Here is a 17547-nt window from a genome sequence, read left to right as displayed (position 1 = left end):
CGCCGCCCGCACCATGACCGGCTCTTCCGCACGGCCGATGAGTCCGCTGCGCCCGTGTCGGTATCCGGAGCGTGCCCCTCCCCACCCGGGACGTCGAGCTGGTGACCTTGGTGAGTGCCGCGGCACACCCTTCACCCGGGTTCGGCGATCCGCCACGGCGGGTGAGCGCGGAACTCGTGGATCTTGCGTGCCACGATGCCGGGACACCCGCCCCAGCACGCGAATGGACAGGAGCAGGCCATGATCAGCGGTGCGCATGTCATCGTCTACAGCCAGGACGCCGAGCAGGACCGTGCCTTCATCCGTGACGTCCTCGGCTTTCCCGGCGTCGACGCGGGCGGCGGGTGGCTCGTCTTCAAGCTGCCTCCGGCCGAAGTCGCCGTACACCCCACCGACGGCCCGCCCCGCCATGAGCTCTCTCTGATGTGCGACAACCTCGATTCGCTGCTCGACGAGTTCCGCGCCAAGGGCGTCGAGATCACCCGCCCGGTCAGCGAACAGCGCTGGGGCCGGCTGACGGCGATCCGGCTCCCCGGTGGCGCCGAACTTCCGCTGTACGAACCGCTGCACCCCGTCGCCCACGATCTGTGACGTCCCGCGGCCGTACGGCCTGCACCGCCCGCCAGAGGGCCGGCGGGGTCTTCGGTGACCACCATTGCCGCGACGGCGCTGCGCCGCTATGTTAACGCAGAATCACATCTCTCAATTGAGCGTGAAACGCGTTCGTGACTCAAATCGCTTGGAAGAAAGCAGCAGGTCGCCAGTCGGTCTTTCAGGGAAGCGGGTATGTCAATGGAGAATCTCAGCAGGCGCAGGGCTCTGACGCTCGGTGCGGCGCTCGGCCTCATGGGGGCGGTGGGCGGCAGCAAGGCATGGGCCTGGCCCGCGTCGGACTCGGTGGCCGGCGCCGGCGCGGGCACCGATCCGGAGTACGTCTGGGACAGCACGGTCGACCCGCTGATGGCCACGCTGATCGACAACGGCGGAGTGCCGGCGGTCAACACGGCGATCAAGGGCTGGGTGAACAACGGCGACGCGCTGCCCAGCGGTCTTCCCGCTGCTCTCACCGCCCACCTGCAACAGGCCAACAGGCTGCCCGCCTGGGCCGACACCGCCAAGCTGAGCCGCGCCGCGGACTTCAACCGCCGCAGGGACACCTATCTGTTCATGCTCTACGGCCTCGGCAGCGGCATCATGAGCACCGTGATCCCGCGCGAGGCCCGCAGCGTGTACTGGTCCGCGGGCGGCGCCGACATGCAGGACCGGGCGGCCAAGACGTTCACCTTCGGCTATGACCTGTCCCAGCTCAAGGCCTTCGAACCCACCGGACAGTTCGTCGTCACCGCCAACAAGACGCGACTGGTGCACGCCGCGGTGCGTCATCTGCTGCCGCAGTCGCCGCACTGGCGGGCCGTCAGCAACCAGACGATACCGATCAGCGCGGCGGACATCCTCGTCACCTTCCACAGCCTGGGCACCTACGTGCGCCGTCGGCTGCTCGACTGGAAGGTCCCGTTCCCCGCCGCGGACCAGGAAGCCTTCCTGCACTCCTGGCAGGTCGCCCTGCATCTGCTCGGCGTTCCGGACGAGTACATCCCGCAGACCTGGGCGGCGGCCGAGGCGCAGTCGCAGCAGGTGCTCACGCCGATCCTGGCGTCCACGAGCGAGGGCCTGGAGCTGGCCGAGGACCTGCTCGGTCTGACCGCCCAGATCGACCTCGGCGTCACGCGCGGGTTCCTGAACGAGTTCGTGCGGTACGTCCTCAGCGACGACGTCGGCGACTGGCTGGGCCTGAAGCGCGACTACGCCGCGGCGGCGCTGGTGCGCACGGCATGGCCCGCGTACATCCTGTTCCGCGAGGGGCTCTCGCCCGTCATGCCGGGCACCTTCTATGTGGTGGACCAGTTCGTGCGCGCCCTGGCCATGCTGTTCCTCAACAAGGGCACCTCGCCGACCGCCACGCTCATCACGATCCCCACGGGGAACCGACCCGCCGCCTGAACCCTGCCGGGGCGGGCGGTCGGACCGGCGTCACACCCGTCCCGCACTCCTGCCCCGGCCGCGACGCGTCGTCCCTTCACAGGCCCAGGGCGCCCACGACCAGAGCCGTGACGGTGTCACGATGGTGCTGAGCGTCCTGCCAGCGCAGTCCACGGCCGGCCTCGACGACCACCCCGAACCCCACGTGCACCAGCGCCCGCGCCTGGCGCGGATCCAACTCCGGCCGGGCGAGGCGTAGTTGTTGTTCCCAGACGGCGATGTACTCCCGCTGCGCGAGCACGACGGGTCGCCGCAGATCGTCGGGCAGACCGGCCACCTCGGCCTCGGCGACGCTGTTCAGCGCCGTGTGTTCGAAGCAGTAGGCCACATGTGTCGCCGCCAGTGCGACGACGGCCTCGTACGGATCGGCCACGTCGTGCAGCCCTCTGTCCACGCCCTGCGTCACCAGGCCCGCCGCCTGCAGACAGGCCGCCGCCAGGATGTCGACCTTGCCGGGGTAGTGCCGGTACAGCGCGGACGGAGCCAGGCCCACGGCCTCCGCGATCTGTCCGTTGGTGACGCTGGCGAACCCGTCCCGGGCGAACAGCGGGATCGCGGCCGCCAGGATCTGCGCCCGCCGGGTGCGCGGCACCGGCTGGGCGGGCAGTTCGACGGGACGCACGGCACCCCGGGGAGCGAGCGTGGGGTCGGTCGCGGCCACCCGCGTCGCCGACGCCGACAGCAGTTCCTCGGCGCGGCGCGCGGCGATCGAGGTGTGATGCATGGTGATGGACCCGATCGCCCCGAGAGCCGCCACGGCCCGCAAGTGGGCCATGGGCAACGGGCGCTCTCGTCGCACGGCCTCCTCCACGCGCGCGACGACGTGCCCGAACTTCGCCCGCAGATGGCGCCGGTCCTCGCGGTGGAGGTAGCGGGCCTCCCATCGGTACACCCCGCCGGACGCGCGGTACGCGACGGTGACCCGGCTCAGGGCGGCCAGCAGCTCCGCCAGGGGTGCTTCGGACGGCACCTCGTCGACCGCGGCGACCAGACGGTCCGCCATGATCTCGGCGCACTCGGCGAACAGCGCGTACTTGTTGGGGAAGTGCCGGTACAGGGCCGCGGCGGTGATGCCCACGCGGGTGGCGATCTCTTCCATGGACGCCCAGTGGTAGCCGCGTTCGCTGAAGACCCGGCCGGCCGCCTCGACGATGAGCTGTCTGCGGTTGCGGGGCCGCACGGCCGCGGTCGGCTCGGCGGTCACAGCCGAACGGGCGGAAGCGGGGACGGGGCCATGCCGAGCAGTCAATCACACTCGGCCCCGGCTCCCGGGGCATCCGTCGCAGGCCCCGCCGACCGGCGTCCTCGGCCCCGTCACCCGAGCTCGTGTCCCCCGGCGCTCACAGCGCCGCGGAGGTGACTTCCTTGCCGGTCTCCTCCTCGTCGGTGACCGCACGGGACCGGCGCCGCGCCAGCCACAGGGCCAGGACCAGGAGGAGCAGGGCGAGCGCCGGCATCGCGAGCGGACCGGCCGTGCCGAGCAGCCACAGCAGCCGTGCGGTCGTCTCCGCGTCGTCGCTCTGGTGGTGCACCGAGGCCTGGCTGCCCCGGACGTCGACGTCGCTCACGGGGAAGAGCGTCACCGCCCCCTCGGCCCCCTGCGTCCGCGCGAGGACTTTCTGATGCAGAGAGCCGTTCAGGGACAGACCGGTCTCCGCGTCGACCCAGCCCCGCCGCTCGGTCGCGGTGGTGTAGGTCAGCGGCACCGACTTCGGCAGGTCCGCCAACGCCTTCTCGTCGGGGCGTTGTTGCTCGGGCAGCGCGGAGACCAGACCCATCACCGCTTCACGCGGCAGGGCGGACGGCAGGGACTTCAGTGTGGCGGTCTCCGCGAGGGGGCCCTCGGAGGTGATGGTGTAGACATACGCTTCGCGGCCGTCGACGGACTGCGTGCCGTCGTACTTCGCCGGGAACGCATTCTTCGTGCCGGTGTCCCAGAAGCGGTAGTCCCGCTTCTCCGGTTCCAGCGGCCAGGAGATGACGAGTCCCTCGTGCGGCTCGGCCCCGGACCCCGAAGGTGCCGTCCGCTCGGTGAGGTCCCGCCGGTCCAGCGCCCACAGATGTGTGGAGGTGCTCAGCTTCGTGCCGCCGGGGCCGCGCAGCACGGCGTCGTCGGCGACGACGGCCGTCCGGCCATGTGTGTCCTTCACCTCGATACGTCGGTCGAGGGTCACCGGCACACCGGTCAGGAAGGCCTTGCTCAGGTCGCCGGCCTGGAGTGCCTCGGCGTTGAGGAGCGTGGCGGTGCCTTCGTAGCGGAAGGTGCTCTTGGCGTCGGCCGGCACCTGGTGCAGCGCGGGGTAGACGGTGAACCGGGTGACGGCGGACGCCGCCACCAGGACGACGGCCGATCCGGCCAGTACCCAACTGGTCCTGCGCATGACTTCTCCTCAACGGGAGTACTGCAGACGGAGGATGACTTAGCGAGCGCTAAGAAAGTAGGGCGCCCCGATCGGGCCGTCAACACCCTCAACAACGGCCTCTCTATTGGCTTTTGGGCTGATCAGATTCAACATCCGTGATCAACCGGCCGCACACTGGGCCGACTTCACTGAGCGAGCGATCAGTTTCGAGGGCTGCCGCTTGGGCGGGTGCTCGGTCGCGGGCATGTCCGGTTCCTTCGCGGCGGGATCGGCAGATCGGGCGGGATGGCGTGGGTGCGTCGCGGGTTCCGGGAGTGCGTCAAGTCGACGGCAGGGATGCCTGGTTGACGTCCGTCCGGCCCGACGGAAGCGGCGCGTGCAGCATCGGCGCCAGGTGTGTTCGGGCCAGGGCCGCCGGCTGCGTCCCGTCGGACACGTCGATGACACCTGCCGTTCCCGGCTCAGCCGTGTCTCCCATGCCGCAGCGCGTGATCCCCATGCGGCACAACTGCTCGAACGCCGCATCGAGCAGGGACGGTGGGCCGGGCGGGGTGCAGGCGGGTGCGGTGAGCGTCACGAGCGTCTCCCTGATTCTGTGCGGCCCCTGGCGTTCACGCCTCGGCTGTGCTCCCCTGGAGATACAGAGATGCTCAATCTGTTTCACCGTATCAAAGAGGACCGATGAGTCACAGGTCCGCACAACACCCGCAACTCAAGGAGGAGTTCGCACCCATGGACGGACTCAGTAGGCGCAGGATGCTGCTCACCGGGGGAACAGCGGGCGCTCTGGGGGCACTCGGCCTGGCCTCGCCCGCCCGGGCGCGGACCCCGTGGACCTGGGACCCGCGCACATCGGTGGCGGGCAGCGGCGCCGGCCTGGACCCCGAGTGGGTGTGGGACGACGAAGCCGACCGTCTGGTCGCCTCCGTGATCGACCGCGGTGACATGCCGAAAGTCAACGAACTGCTGCGCACCTGGACCCGCAACGACCAGCCGGTACCCGCCGGACTCCCCGCGGATCTACGGGAGTTCATGGAGGAGGCACGGCAACTCCCGGCCTGGGCCGATCGCGCGAAGCTCGAGACCGCGGCGAAGTTCAACGAGTCGCGGGGCATCTACCTCAATCTGCTCAACGGGGTGGGCGGAGGCATGCTGAGCACCGCCATCCCCCGCGAGGCACGCGCCGTCTACTACTCCAAGGGCGGCGCCGACATGGAGGACCGCGTCGCCAAGACGAGCCTGCTGGGTTTCGCCGTCGGCGACCTCAACGCCTACCGGCCCGACGGCAAGGTGATGGTGGAGGCCGTCAAGACACGCCTGGTGCACGCCGCCGTACGCCATCTGCTGCCCCGGTCCCCGCACTGGACCCGCACCAGCGGCGGCCAGAGCATCCCGATCAGCCAGGCCGACATCCTCGTGACCTGGCACAGTCTGCCCACGTACACCATGCGCAAGCTGCGCGACTGGAAGGTGCCGCTCACCTCCGCCGACTCCGAGGCCTACCTCCATGTGTGGCAGGTGACGGCACACATGCTCGGTGTCCGCGACGAATACATCCCGGCCACCTGGGCCGCGGCCGACTCCCAGTCCCGGCAGATCCTCGACCCGGTCCTCGCCGCCACCCCCGAGGGCGTCGAGCTGACGGACATCCTGCTCCGCCAGCTCGCCGAGCAGACCAGTCCCGGCGGCCTCGACCGGCCCCTCGTCAACGCCCTCGCCCGCTACCTGGTCGGCGACCAGGTGGCGGACTGGGACGGCATTCCCCGCGAACCCTTCTGGGAGCAGGCGGTCGCCACCGCCTGGCCGAAGCTCGTGGCCTTCCGCGAGAAGCTCATCCCGCTGCCCCTGGTGCCGCCGCTGGCCTGGACGATCGACGAGGCCGCACGCACATACATCATGTTCTTCCTCACCAAGGGCCAGGGCACCAGCATCGTCCTTCCGGAGACGAACCGGCCCGAGTGAACCCACCGAGCGGACCGGCCCTTTCGCCGTGTCCCGGTGACCATCGCAACGAACCACGACAAGGAGTTCAGTCATGGAAGAACTCAGCAGGCGCAGCATGCTGCTCGCTGGCGGGGCGCTCGGAGCACTGGGCGCGCTGGGCGCCGCCGCGCCGGCCCAGGCGCGCCCGCCGTGGACCTGGGCGGCGAGCGGATCCGTCGCCGGGCAGGGAGCCGGACTCGACCCCGAATGGGTGTGGGACGACACGGCCGACCCGGTCCTCGCCGCCGTTATCGACCGGGGAGACGTGCCCAAGGTCAACGAGGCGCTGCGGCAGTGGACCCGCAACGACCAGCCGCTGCCGGCCGGACTCCCCGCGGATCTCCGGGAGTTCATGGAAGACGCCCGCCGACTGCCCTCCTGGGCCGACCCGGCAAAACTCAGGGCGGCGGCCGCCTTCACGACGAAGAAGGGCATCTACACCGGCGCCCTGTACGGACTGGGCAGCGGCCTGATGAGCACCGCCATCCCCCGCGAGGCACGCGCCGTCTACTACTCCAAGGGCGGCGCGGACATGAAGGACCGCATCGCCAAGACCGCCCAACTCGGTTACGACGTCGGCGATCTGAACGCCTATCAGCCCCAAGGCACCATGATCGTCACCGCGGTGAAGACCCGGCTGGTGCACGCGGCCGTACGACATCTGCTGCCGCAGTCCCCCGGCTGGTCCCGTACCAGCAACGGCCAGGCCGTCCCGATCAGCCAGGCCGACCTGATGGTCACCTGGCACAGTCTCCCTACATTTGTCATGCGCAAGCTAAAGGACTGGCGGGTGCCGATCACCACCACCGAGTCCGACGGCTTCCTGCACGTGTGGCAGGTGACCGCGCACATGATGGGCATCCTCGACGAGTACATCCCCAGCTCCTGGGACCAGGCGAACGCCCAGTCCCAGCAGGTCCTCGACCCGATCCTGGCCGCCACCCCCGAAGGCGTCGAACTCACCGACGTACTCCTCGACATCGTCGCGGAGCTCGACGCGGGCCTGACCCGGCCGCTGATCAACGCCTTCTCCCGGTACACCGTCGGCGATCGCGCCGGCGATCTGATCGGACTGGACAAGGAGCCTTTCTGGCAGCCCCTGATCAGTGCCGCCTGGCCCCTGCTGGTCGCCTTCCGCGAGGGTCTGATCCCGCTGCCGCTCGTCCCCGCCGCGGCCTGGACCGTGGAGGAGGCCATCCGCAGGTTCGTCCTGCTCTTCCTGGCCGAAGGACGGGGCATCCATCTGGAGATACCCGACGCCAACCGCCCCTCCTGAACCACACCCACCGCGGAGGTGCGGGGCCGGCCCCGCCCCGGGCGCGGCCCCACCTCCGCCCGCGGAAGGAAGCGCATGACAGGCAGTGAGCACGCGGCCCGGCCAGGCGCCGAACCGCACGTCCTCGGCAGACGGCGGTTTCTCGGTTACGTCCTGGCCGCCACGACCCTGACGACCGCCGCCGAACTCCTGCCCGCACCGCCGGCCCGGGCCGGCGTCCCCTCACCCGACCTCACCCAACTGCTCGACCTCAACGACGTCATGACCGCGGCCGCCGCGCCCACCTCCGCACTCATCAAGGTCGAGGTCGCCCCGGACGGCACCGTGTCGTTCGCGCTGCCCAGGGCCGAGGTGGGGCAGGGCATCACCACCTCGACGGCCATGCTCATCGCCGAGGAGCTGGACGTGCCGGTCGAACGGGTGCGGATCACCCTGGCCGACGCCCGCCCGGAGCTCTTGTTCAACCAGCTCACCGGTGCGTCGAACACGACCGTCTCGACGTACACCCCGATCCGGGTCGCCGCCGCGGTCGCCCGCAGCCGACTGCTCCGGGCCGCCGCGCACCGCTGGGCCGCCGACCTCGGCGATTTGACCTTGGAGGCCGGGGTGATCAGTGGTCCCGGAGGTCGCAGCGCCGGAATCGGGGACCTGGCCGAGGACGCGGCGAGCCCGCACACCCTCCAGATGGCCGTCGACCTCAAAGCCGGCACCGAGTTCACCGTCATCGGCCGGCCCCACCCCCGTGTCGACGCTCTCGCCGCCGTCACCGGACGCAAGACCTTCACCCTGGATCTCGACGTCCCCGGCGCACTGCCGACCATGGTGTGCCGAGCGCCGACCATCAACGGCACGGTCGCCTCGGTGGCGAACGCGGCCGAGGTACGAGGCATGCCGGGCGTCACCGACCTCGCCGTGATCTCCACCGGCGTGGCGGTGCGTGCCCGGACCTTCGGGCAGTGCATCGACGCCGTCCGCGCCCTGCGGGTGAGCTGGAAGGCGGGCAGTGCGGCGGGCAAGTCCGACGCCTCCGTGCTCGACGCGCTGCGGGCCGCCGAACTCCCCCTCGGAGTACCGCCGCTCGCGCCGAGCGTGGAGGGCAGGTTCACCTTCGCGTTCCGCAGCAACAGCGCGCTGGAGCCCAACTGCGCCATAGCCGACGTACGTTCCGACCGTGCCGAGATCTGGTCGAGCCTCAAGGCGCCGATCGTCGCTCAGGAGGCGATCGCCGCGAAACTGAAGTTGCCGCTCGGCTCGGTCACGGTGCATGTCACCGAGGGCGGCGGGTCCTTCGGCCGGAAACTGTTCTTCGACGCCGCGCTCGAGGCCGCCGAGATCTCACAGAAGATCGGCAAGGCGGTGAAGCTCATGTGGCACCGCGCCGACGACGCCCGGCAGGGCCGCGCTCACCCCATGGCCACCTCCCGCGTGCACATCGCCCACCTCGGCGACACGGTGATCGGCTACCGGCAACGGCACACCAGCGTGGCCACCGACCTCGGTCACGGGCTCGGCGAGATCTTCACCGCGCTGGCCGCGCGGCTGCCGGTCGGTGACATCGGGTTCTCCGAGACGTTCTTCCAGCTCTCCCAGTCCACGCCGTACCGGTTCGGCGTCACGAGCCGGCTCCTGAGCGAGACGGACAAGAGCTTCAACACCGGCAGCATGCGCAACGTCTACTCCCCCGACGTCGTCTGCGCCCGGGAACTCATGGTCGACCGGCTCGCCCGGAAACTGGGCAAGGACCCCTACCGCTACCGCCTCGACCTGCTCCAGGACGACCGGGCCCGGGCCGTACTGGAGAAGGCCGCCGAGGTCGGCGACTGGGGGGCGGTCCCTGCCCGACGGGGTGGCCCAGGGAATCGCCCTCCACACCGAGTACCACTCCGCCAATGCCGTGCTGGTGGAGATCGACTGCCGCCCGGAGACCGTCGACCGGCCCGTCCGCGACGGCGTCACGGGACCGCGCGTCACCAAGGCCGTGTGTGTCGTGGACGTCGGCCTCACGGTCAACCCCCGTGGTCTGGAAGCCCAGATGACGGGCTGCGTCATGGACGGCATCGCCCTGGCCCTGACCTCCAGCCTGCACCTGCGCGACGGGTACTTCCTGGAAGCCAGCTGGGACAACTACTTCTACACCCGGCAGTGGAACATCCCGCCGGAACTGGAGGTCGTCATCATGCCGACCACCACGGGCGAACCGGGCGGGGCCGGGGAGCTGGGCGTCGCCGCCTCGATGGCCGCCGTCGCCTGCGCCTACGGCCGCGCCACGGGCACCATGCCGACCAGTTTCCCGATCAACCACGGCACCCTCTCCTTCGCGCCCAAGCCCACCGTCCCACCGATCCCCCCGTCACCCACCGACGGCCTGGACCACGTCCGATGAGCGAGCGTCTGGAGGACCCGTCCGTGCCCACCCACACATTCCGCCTCAACGGCGAGCAGGTGACCGTCGAAGTCGCCGATGACGTACGTCTGTTGTGGGTCCTGCGTGACCTCCTCGGCGTCACCGGACCCAAGTACGGATGCGGCATCAACGTCTGCAAGGCGTGCACCAGCCACCTCAACGGAAAGGCCGTCAACCCCTGCGCGGTCCCCGTCGGCGCGCTCGGTCCCACCGACGAGATCACCACGATCGAGGGGCTCGCCGCCACGGTGGACGAGGACCTCCATCCGATGCAGCAGGCGTGGCTGGACCAGGACGTGGCCCAGTGCGGCTACTGCCAGCCCGGTCAGATCATGGCCGCCGTCGCCCTGGTGCGGCGCGTGGCGGAGGAGGGCCGCGGTATCACCGACGCCGATCTCGACGGCATCCGCAACATCTGCCGCTGTGGGACGTACTTCCGTATCCGGGCGGCCATCCGGGCCGGCGCCGAGAAGATGTGAGGCGCCGCCGTCGGGGCACTGTCCTCTCGGGAAACACTGAGACATGATGTGACTGTTTGTTTCTCACAGCGACGTCGGGAGAGGTATGGACATCGAGGAAGCGCGCACCCGGTTCACCGTCCTGCGGGAGAAGGAGACCACCGTCTCGGACCAGGAACTCGACGCCGTCTGGGCCGCGTTGCCGACCGTGCGCGTCGAGGCGGTCCTCGGCCGCTGGCGAGGCAGCGAGTTCGACACCGGCCATCCGCTCAACGGGAAGCTGGCGCGCTCCGGTTGGTACGGCAAGACGTTCCTCGCCGCCCATGACGCCAAGCCGCTGATCATGCGGGGCGCGGACGGAGAGCTGTACTCCGACACCGAACTCGGCAAGGGCGAGGCCAGTTTGTGGATGGTCGAGTTCCGTGGCGAGTCGACGGCCACCATGGTCTACGACGGCCAGCCGGTCTTCGACCACTTCAAGCAGGTCGACGAGGGCACCCTGATGGGAATCATGAACGGCAAGGGCTTCGCCGAGCACGGCCCCTTCTTCTACTTCGTCCTCGACCGCGTCTGACCCCGGCCGCGCCGGCAGGGCCTGCCGTACAAGGAGTCCGTTCGTGAAAGCCGCCGTGGTGGAGAAGGCCGGTGCGGGCTTCTCCCTCAAGGACATAGACATCGCCGAACCCGCCGGTCGCGAGGTTCTCGTGGAGGTACGGGCCGCCGGGCTCTGCCACACCGACCTGACCCTCGCCACCCACAACCCGGGACGCCTGCCCCTGCCCCTGGTCCTGGGGCACGAGATCGCGGGAGAGGTCGTGGCGCCGGGCCCGCGGGTCGGCGCCTTCAAGGCCGGTGACCATGTGGTGGGTTGCCTGGTGCAGTGGTGCGGTGCCTGCGTGGCCTGCGCCGCCGGTCGCACGTACCAGTGCCGGCATCCCGAGGCCACCCTGCGCGACCCCGCCGACGGCGCCCCGAGGCTCAGCCGTGACGGCCGGCCCGTCACCCAGGGCATGGGCCTCGGCGGCTTCGCCCGGCACGCGCTCGTCCATGAGAACCAACTCACCGCCGTGCCACGGGAGATGCCCTTCGCCCCGGCCGCCCTGCTCGGCTGCGGGGTGCTGACCGGGGTGGGCTCCGTGCTCAACGGCGCACGGGTCGCGCCGGGCGAGAGCGTCGCCGTGATCGGCGCCGGGGGCGTGGGGTTGAGCGCGATCAGCGGGGCGCGGCTCGCCGGGGCGTCGCCCATCGTCGCGATCGACGTCCAGGACGGCAAGCTGGCCCGAGCGCGCGCCTTCGGCGCCACACACGTCGTCAACTCCGCGCACACCGACGCCGTGAGCGCCGTACGCGACCTCTCCGGGGGCGGGGTGAACCACGCCTTCGACCTCGTCGGCACGGCGGTGACCGCGGAGCAGGCACTGCGGATGACCGGGCTGGGCGGCGGAGTTCATCTGGTGGGACTGGCGGCGGGCGGCGCGGAGCTGCGGCTCTCGCTGCCGCGCCTGCTGCTGGAGCAGAAACGCATACAAGGGCTGATCATGGGCGCCGGGGACCCACGCCGCGACATCGCCCGCTGCGCCGAGCTGTACCTGCGAGGGGAACTCCCCCTGGACGACCTGATCTCCCGCCGCATCGCGCTGGCCGACCTCGACGCCGGGTACGCCGCCCTCGCGGAACCCGACGTGGCCCGGGTGGTCGTGACTTCCTTCTGAGCTTCACCGAGGCGGGGTTCGGCCAACCGTCCGACCTGAACGCGCCGTGGCGGTTCGGGGCGACCGTCCGACCTCAACTGCGCCGTCGCCAAGTTCGCGGCGACCGTCCAACCTCAACTGCGCCCAGCCAGGGTGCGGCCCGGCAATCCGGCCTGAGCTTCGCCGGGGCGGGGTTCAGGCCGATCGGCCTGCGCCACCCGGCGGGCGGCGCAGGCCACGGGCAGGTAGCGCAGCCGTTCCGGCAGCAGTGGTACGAGGGTGCGCACCACCGCGCCCAGGCGGCGCAGCCGCCGCCCGTCCCGGCGGGTCCAGGGCAGGCCCAGCCGCGCGCGGGCGACGGGCGGCAGCAGACCGATGGTGACGAACACGTGCGGACGGCCCAGCGGTGGCCGCAGGACGGGCCACAGGGCGCGCAGCGGTGCCGGCGCGCCGGGCGGCAGGGCGATCGGGCGCCCCGGGTCGAGGAGTTGCTTCACCACGACCGTCGGCTCCAGCTCCTCGGCGACCACGGTGTCGAAGTAGGGCCAGAACTCCTCCGGCGTCCTCGGCATGTCCGGTCAGTTGATGCCGAGGACGTCGCCGAGGCGCAGCAACTCGTCGTAGAGGCGGCGTTCCTCGGCGTCGCTCAGGGGGTGGGAGAGATATCGCGCGGCCCGCAGGAAGCTGGGGTAGGCCGTGGCGTGCACCCAGGCGTAGTAGCGGGCGCCAGGGCGCGGTAGGCGCGTCCGCGGGTGTCGGTGCCGGACGGAGTGGTCGTCGACTCCGGCGCCGACGACGGGGTGGGCCACCTGGAGGACGAGTGCCGGTCGGGTAGCCATCGTCACCACGCTCCCAGCGGCCGCCGTGCGGCGACGTCGGCGCCCAGGAGGCGCCGCACGAGGCCGTCGTGGCGTGTCATGGCACCTCCGTTGCCCTGCCGTGCCCGGAGTATTGACGCGCCGGGAGAAACAAGTCAATAGTTTTTGTATCTTCGACTCTCCCGAGGATCCGCCCCACGGTCGGAAGGCCGGCTTTCACCGATCTCAGTGCGCACGCCCGGCCCCGATAGGAGGAACCGTCATGGGCCGTTACACCCGGCTCCGCCGCATCGAGCGACTGGATCCGCAGCAGGACTACGAGCAGATCTTCTGGTGGCTCACCCAGTACGAGTTCCCCTGGGACTACCTCCAGGGCCTGTCGGTCGCGTTCCTGCGCGACTACGGCGTGCCCAGAATCTCCCAACTCCTGGACCGCACGCAGGAGTTCGAGACGGCGGGACAGAAGCGGTACGACGACACCGTACTGATGGCCTACGAGTTGGTCCGCGAAGGCACGCACTCCGAGCACGGCCGGGCCACCGCCCGCCATCTCAACCGCATCCACGGCCGCTACCGCATTCCCAACGAGGACTACCTCTACGTCCTGGCCACCACTGTCGTCGGCCCGAAACGGTGGATCGACCGGTACGGCTGGCGGGCGCTGTCCCCGCAGGAGACCGAGAGTCTGGCTCTGGTGGGCCGTCGCATGGGCACGATGATGGGCATCACGGATCTGCCCGCCGACTACACGGGGTTCGAGCACCTCCTCGACACCTACGAGAAGGAGATGTTCGCCTACGACCCGGCCAACCGGCGGGTGGCGGCGGCGACTTTACGGGTCGTCACCGGCATGTACCCGCGGCTGCTGCGGCCCCTGGTAGCCCGTCTCGCCCTCGCCCTGCTGGACGAACCTCTGTCGACCGCGCTCGGGCTGCCCCGTCAGCCCCGCCCGCTGCGTGTCGCCGCCCACCGCGCGCTGCGGGCCCGCGCGACCGTGGTGCGTCTGCTGCCGGCCCGCCCCGAGTGGTGGCCGAGCCACCCCAAACCCCGTAGTTACCCCTTCGGTTGGACGCTGGACGACCTCGGCCCGCACTGGGCACAGAGCAGGCCGTCGGTACCGCTGGCCGAGGAGACCTCACCTCAGGAGCACGGATGACGCACACCGCCCCGGCCGCCACCTTCGCCTCCCGCCACCCGGCCACCGGCGACGTCCTCGCCCACTACCCCGTCCACGGGGCATCGGAGACGGCCGCCGCGGTCGACCGGGCACGGCAGGCGGCCACCCGCTGGGCGGCTCTTCCCGCCGCCCGCCGCCGGTCCCATCTGCTCGCCTGGAAACGCGAGTTGGCGGACTGCCTCGACAGCCTGGCGGAGAGCATCGCGGCCGAGACCGGCAAGCCCCGGCAGGACGCCCAGCTGGAAGTGCTGTTGACGCTGGAACAGCTGAACTGGGCCGCCCGCAACGCCCATCGGGTGCTGCGTCGGCGCCGGGTGCGCGCCGGACTGGTGGCGGCCAACCAGGCCGCGACGGTCGTGCACCGGCCCCTCGGTGTCGTCGGTGTCATCGGGCCCTGGAACTACCCCGTGTACACGCCCATGGGGTCCATCGGCTACGCGCTGGCGGCCGGGAACGCCGTGGTCCTCAAGCCCTCCGAGTACACCCCGGGCACGGGTCTGCTGCTGGCCGAGCGGTTCGCGGCGGCCGTGCCCGAGCACGCCGGTCTGCTCACGGTCGTCACGGGGCCGGGGTCGACCGGGGAGGCACTGGCGCGCTCCGGGGTGGACAAGGTGGCGTTCACCGGGTCACCGGGGACCGCGCGCAAGGTGATGGCGGTGTGCGCCGAGTCGTTGACGCCGTTCCTGGCCGAGTGCGGCGGCAAGGACGCCGTCGTCGTCACCGCCGACGCCGACCTGGACGCGGCGGCGGACGCCGTGGTGTGGGGCGCGATGGGCAACGCGGGGCAGACCTGCGCGGGGGTCGAACGGGTCTACGTCGTACGTGAGGCGCATGCCGAGCTCTGCGCGAAGGTGGTGGAGCGGGCCCGCGCGCTGCCGACCGGCCCGTCCGCCGAGGCGGCCTACGGGCCACTGACGATGCCGTCCCAGACCGAGGTGGTGCGCCGGCATGTCAGCGCCGCCCTGGAAGCCGGCGGGCGTGCGGCGTTCGGTGGGGTGGAGTCGGTGGCGGGGCCCCATGTGGGGCCGGTCGTGCTGGTCGACGTACCGGAGGACTCGCCCGCTGTCACCGAGGAGACCTTCGGGCCGACCGTGGTGATCAACTCCGTGGCGGACGTGGCGGAGGCGGTGGCCCGGGCCAACGCCTCCCGGTACGCGCTGGGGGCGGCCGTGTTCAGCGGCGGCGGGCGCGCCGGTGCCGCGATCGCGGCGCGGCTGCGGGCGGGCGCGGTGTCGGTCAACTCCGTCCTCGGCTTCGCCGCGGTGCCGGCCCTGCCGTTCGGCGGGTCGGGCGACTCGGGCTTCGGCCGGATCCACGGGGCGGACGGGCTGCGGGCCTTCGCGGCGCCGCAGTCCGTCACGGTGCGCAGGTTCGCCGCTCCGGTCGATCTGACGTCGTTCCGGACCCCGGCCGCGGCCAAGGCCCGAGCCATCGCCCTGGCCCGGGCGCTGCACCGGCGGCGCTGAGGACGCGGTCAGGCGTCGAGCAGCGGGGCGAGATAGCGGCGGGCGAAGGCGCGCGCCTGCTCCTCGTCGTCCAACTCGATACAGCTGGCCGGATTGAGGAGGAAGGAGACCGCCACGCGCACCATCAGCTCGGCCACCGGCCGGGGGTCGGACTCGGGCCGGCCCTCGGTCTGCTGGGCGCGGCGCAGATGAGCGGTCAGATAGTCGGTGGTGGCGGCGAGCGACGGTCCGCCCTGCACGGTCATGTAGGGCAGCACGACCTCGGGTTCGAGCCGCAGCAGCCCCCCGAAGAGCGGATGGGCCTTGGTGTACCGCAGGGCGACCACGAAGCCCTCGACGACCCGGTCCTCCATGGTCGGCAGCGCGGCGACCGCGGCGTCCAGCTTCTGGAAGAAGCGGCTGCCCTCGCGCAGCAGACATGCCTCCACCAGGCCGTCCTTGCTCTGGAAGCGCCGGTAGACGGTCACCCGCGACACTCCGGCCCGTTTCGCGACGTCGTCCACCGAGGAGCGGCGCAGGCCGAAGGTCGTGAACTGCTCCACCGCGGCGTCGAGGATCTGCCGCGCCAGTTTTTCCTCTGTCTCGGGCCGTGCGATCGCGCGGGCCAGCAGGGAGTCGTTAGCAGAAGTCTTCATGGTGCCTTTCACGGTACCGGCCCACCCGCGGATGGCAACATTGATACATAGTCCATCTCTCTGTAGCTCACTGGTCCTGGAGGCCTCATGGGAAGCCGTCTCACCGCCGAGCAGTCCGACTTCGCCGCCGCCGTACGCGACTTCGCCAGGCGAGAGTGCGGCACCCGCGAACAGCGTGAGGCGCTGACCGAGGGCGGACGGGAACCGCACAACCCGAAGATCTACGGCATGCTCGCCGACCTCGGCTGGCTCGGCGTCTGCCTGCCCGAGGAGTTCGGCGGCGCGGGCGGCGGTCTGGCCGACGCCTGTGTCTTCCTGGAGGAGACGGCGTACGGCCTGATACCGGCGGGCGGCTTCGTCACCACCGTCATCACCGCCAAGGCGTACGAGCGGTTCGGCACCGAGGAGCAGCGCCGCGAGGTCCTGAGCGGTGCCGCGGGCGGCACGGTGCTCGCCGTCGCCATGTCGGAGCCCTCGGCCGGCTCCGACGTCGGCGCCCTGCGCTGCCGGGCCGCACGCCACCCCGGCGGCGGCTGGCTGGTCAACGGTCAGAAGACGTGGATCTCCAACGCCCACCTCGCCCGCAGCATGCTGCTGGTGGCCCGCACGGGCGACGACAAGCACCACGGTCTGACCATGTTCCACGTCCCCATGGACACACCCGGCGTGGAGACACGCGGCATCGAGACCATGGGGGGACGGGAGGTCAACGACGTGTTCCTGACGGACGTACGGCTGCCGGCCGACGCCGTCGTCGGCGAGGTCGACCAGGGCTGGCCCCAGCTGATGGCCGGGCTGAACTACGAACGGCTCTTCCTGGCCGCCAACATGCTGGGGCTGGCCCGCCGGGCCTTCGACGACGCCGTCGCCTACCTCGGCGAGCGCGAGCAGTTCGGCCGGCCCATCGGCTCCTTCCAGGCGCTGCGGCACCGGGTCGCCGATCTCGCGACGGAGATCGAGTGCGCCCGCCTGCTGGTGCGCGAGGTGGCCGCGGACTGCGACGCCGAACCCGACCGGCTCTTCCCCCGGGAGGCGTCCATGGCCAAGCTCAAGGCCACCGAGACCGCCAAGCGGGTCGCCCTGGAGTGCATGCAGATGATGGGCGGTTACGGCTACGCCACCGAGTACGGCATGGAACGTCATCTGCGGGCCGCCGTCGTCTCGACCGTCTACGGCGGGACCAGCGAGATCCAACGCGACATCATCGGCAAGAGCTACGGACTGTGACCCCGTGAA

The 17547-nt window shown here is 70.9% G+C and carries 14 protein-coding genes and 2 pseudogenes; 11 read left to right on the top strand and 5 right to left on the bottom strand.

What is annotated here, in order from left to right; translation table 11 throughout:
• Positions 1–240 precede the first annotated feature (240 nt).
• Positions 241–591 (top strand): VOC family protein, encoded by a 351-nt coding sequence (locus ACIHIX_RS38675; RefSeq protein WP_399964787.1) that lies wholly within the window; start codon positions 241–243, stop codon positions 589–591.
• Between the two features lie 201 nt (positions 592–792).
• A complete protein-coding gene (locus ACIHIX_RS38670) occupies positions 793–2001 on the top strand; it encodes an oxygenase MpaB family protein (protein WP_399964869.1) in 1209 nt (402 codons plus the stop codon).
• A 76-nt stretch (positions 2002–2077) separates the two neighbouring features.
• Here the strand turns inward: ACIHIX_RS38670 and ACIHIX_RS38665 are convergent, their stop codons facing one another.
• From ACIHIX_RS38665 to ACIHIX_RS38655, 3 genes are all read right to left on the bottom strand, one after another.
• The gene (locus tag ACIHIX_RS38665) at positions 2078–3244 is read right to left on the bottom strand and encodes a TetR/AcrR family transcriptional regulator (RefSeq protein WP_399964785.1); all 1167 of its coding nucleotides are present in this window, start codon (positions 3242–3244) and stop codon (positions 2078–2080) included.
• A 136-nt stretch (positions 3245–3380) separates the two neighbouring features.
• The gene (locus ACIHIX_RS38660; RefSeq protein ID WP_399964783.1) at positions 3381–4421 is read right to left on the bottom strand and encodes a porin PorA family protein; all 1041 of its coding nucleotides are present in this window, start codon (positions 4419–4421) and stop codon (positions 3381–3383) included.
• Positions 4422–4722: 301 nt separating this feature from the next.
• Positions 4723–4980 carry a hypothetical protein gene (locus tag ACIHIX_RS38655; RefSeq protein ID WP_399964781.1) on the bottom strand — a complete coding sequence of 86 codons (258 nt, stop codon included), beginning with the start codon at positions 4978–4980 and terminating at the stop codon, positions 4723–4725.
• A gap of 155 nt (positions 4981–5135) precedes the next feature.
• On the opposite strand from ACIHIX_RS38655, the gene ACIHIX_RS38650 reads away from it, so the two are divergent.
• From ACIHIX_RS38650 to ACIHIX_RS38625, 6 genes and pseudogenes are all read left to right on the top strand, one after another.
• A complete protein-coding gene (locus ACIHIX_RS38650; RefSeq protein WP_399964780.1) occupies positions 5136–6365 on the top strand; it encodes an oxygenase MpaB family protein in 1230 nt (409 codons plus the stop codon).
• A 73-nt stretch (positions 6366–6438) separates the two neighbouring features.
• A complete protein-coding gene (locus ACIHIX_RS38645; RefSeq protein ID WP_399964778.1) occupies positions 6439–7662 on the top strand; it encodes an oxygenase MpaB family protein in 1224 nt (407 codons plus the stop codon).
• 75 nt (positions 7663–7737) lie between these two features.
• Positions 7738–10045 (top strand): annotated as a pseudogene (locus ACIHIX_RS38640) (molybdopterin cofactor-binding domain-containing protein).
• Between the two features lie 23 nt (positions 10046–10068).
• Positions 10069–10545 (top strand): (2Fe-2S)-binding protein, encoded by a 477-nt coding sequence (locus tag ACIHIX_RS38635; protein ID WP_399964867.1) that lies wholly within the window; start codon positions 10069–10071, stop codon positions 10543–10545.
• A gap of 85 nt (positions 10546–10630) precedes the next feature.
• Positions 10631–11098: a DUF4334 domain-containing protein gene (locus ACIHIX_RS38630; protein ID WP_399964776.1), complete on the top strand. Its 468-nt coding sequence runs from the start codon at positions 10631–10633 to the stop codon at positions 11096–11098.
• Positions 11099–11141: 43 nt separating this feature from the next.
• Complete coding sequence (locus ACIHIX_RS38625) at positions 11142–12236, top strand: zinc-binding dehydrogenase (RefSeq protein ID WP_399964774.1); 1095 nt, start codon at positions 11142–11144, stop codon at positions 12234–12236.
• A 113-nt stretch (positions 12237–12349) separates the two neighbouring features.
• On the opposite strand, the pseudogene ACIHIX_RS38620 reads toward ACIHIX_RS38625, so the two are convergent.
• Positions 12350–13063: pseudogene (locus tag ACIHIX_RS38620) on the bottom strand (oxygenase MpaB family protein).
• Positions 13064–13295: 232 nt separating this feature from the next.
• Here ACIHIX_RS38620 and ACIHIX_RS38615 point away from each other — a divergent pair.
• Together ACIHIX_RS38615 and ACIHIX_RS38610 are read left to right on the top strand one after the other, a co-directional pair.
• Positions 13296–14189 carry an oxygenase MpaB family protein gene (locus ACIHIX_RS38615; protein WP_399964772.1) on the top strand — a complete coding sequence of 298 codons (894 nt, stop codon included), beginning with the start codon at positions 13296–13298 and terminating at the stop codon, positions 14187–14189.
• On the top strand, positions 14186–15676 hold the full coding sequence (locus tag ACIHIX_RS38610) for an aldehyde dehydrogenase family protein (protein WP_399964770.1): 1491 nt from the start codon (positions 14186–14188) through the stop codon (positions 15674–15676). Before ACIHIX_RS38615 ends, ACIHIX_RS38610 begins: the two co-directional genes overlap by 4 nt.
• An 8-nt stretch (positions 15677–15684) precedes the next feature.
• On the opposite strand, the gene ACIHIX_RS38605 is transcribed toward ACIHIX_RS38610, so the two are convergent.
• Complete coding sequence (locus tag ACIHIX_RS38605) at positions 15685–16311, bottom strand: TetR/AcrR family transcriptional regulator (protein ID WP_399964768.1); 627 nt, start codon at positions 16309–16311, stop codon at positions 15685–15687.
• 87 nt (positions 16312–16398) lie between these two features.
• On the opposite strand from ACIHIX_RS38605, the gene ACIHIX_RS38600 reads away from it, so the two are divergent.
• Positions 16399–17538: an acyl-CoA dehydrogenase family protein gene (locus ACIHIX_RS38600; protein WP_399964766.1), complete on the top strand. Its 1140-nt coding sequence runs from the start codon at positions 16399–16401 to the stop codon at positions 17536–17538.
• Positions 17539–17547: the final 9 nt, after the last annotated feature.

This window comes from Streptomyces sp. NPDC051913 (genome assembly GCF_044593635.1).
Lineage (GTDB): Bacteria > Actinomycetota > Actinomycetes > Streptomycetales > Streptomycetaceae > Streptomyces.
Note: the sequence above shows the minus strand (reverse complement) of the source record. Positions and strands in the feature narration are given on the sequence as shown.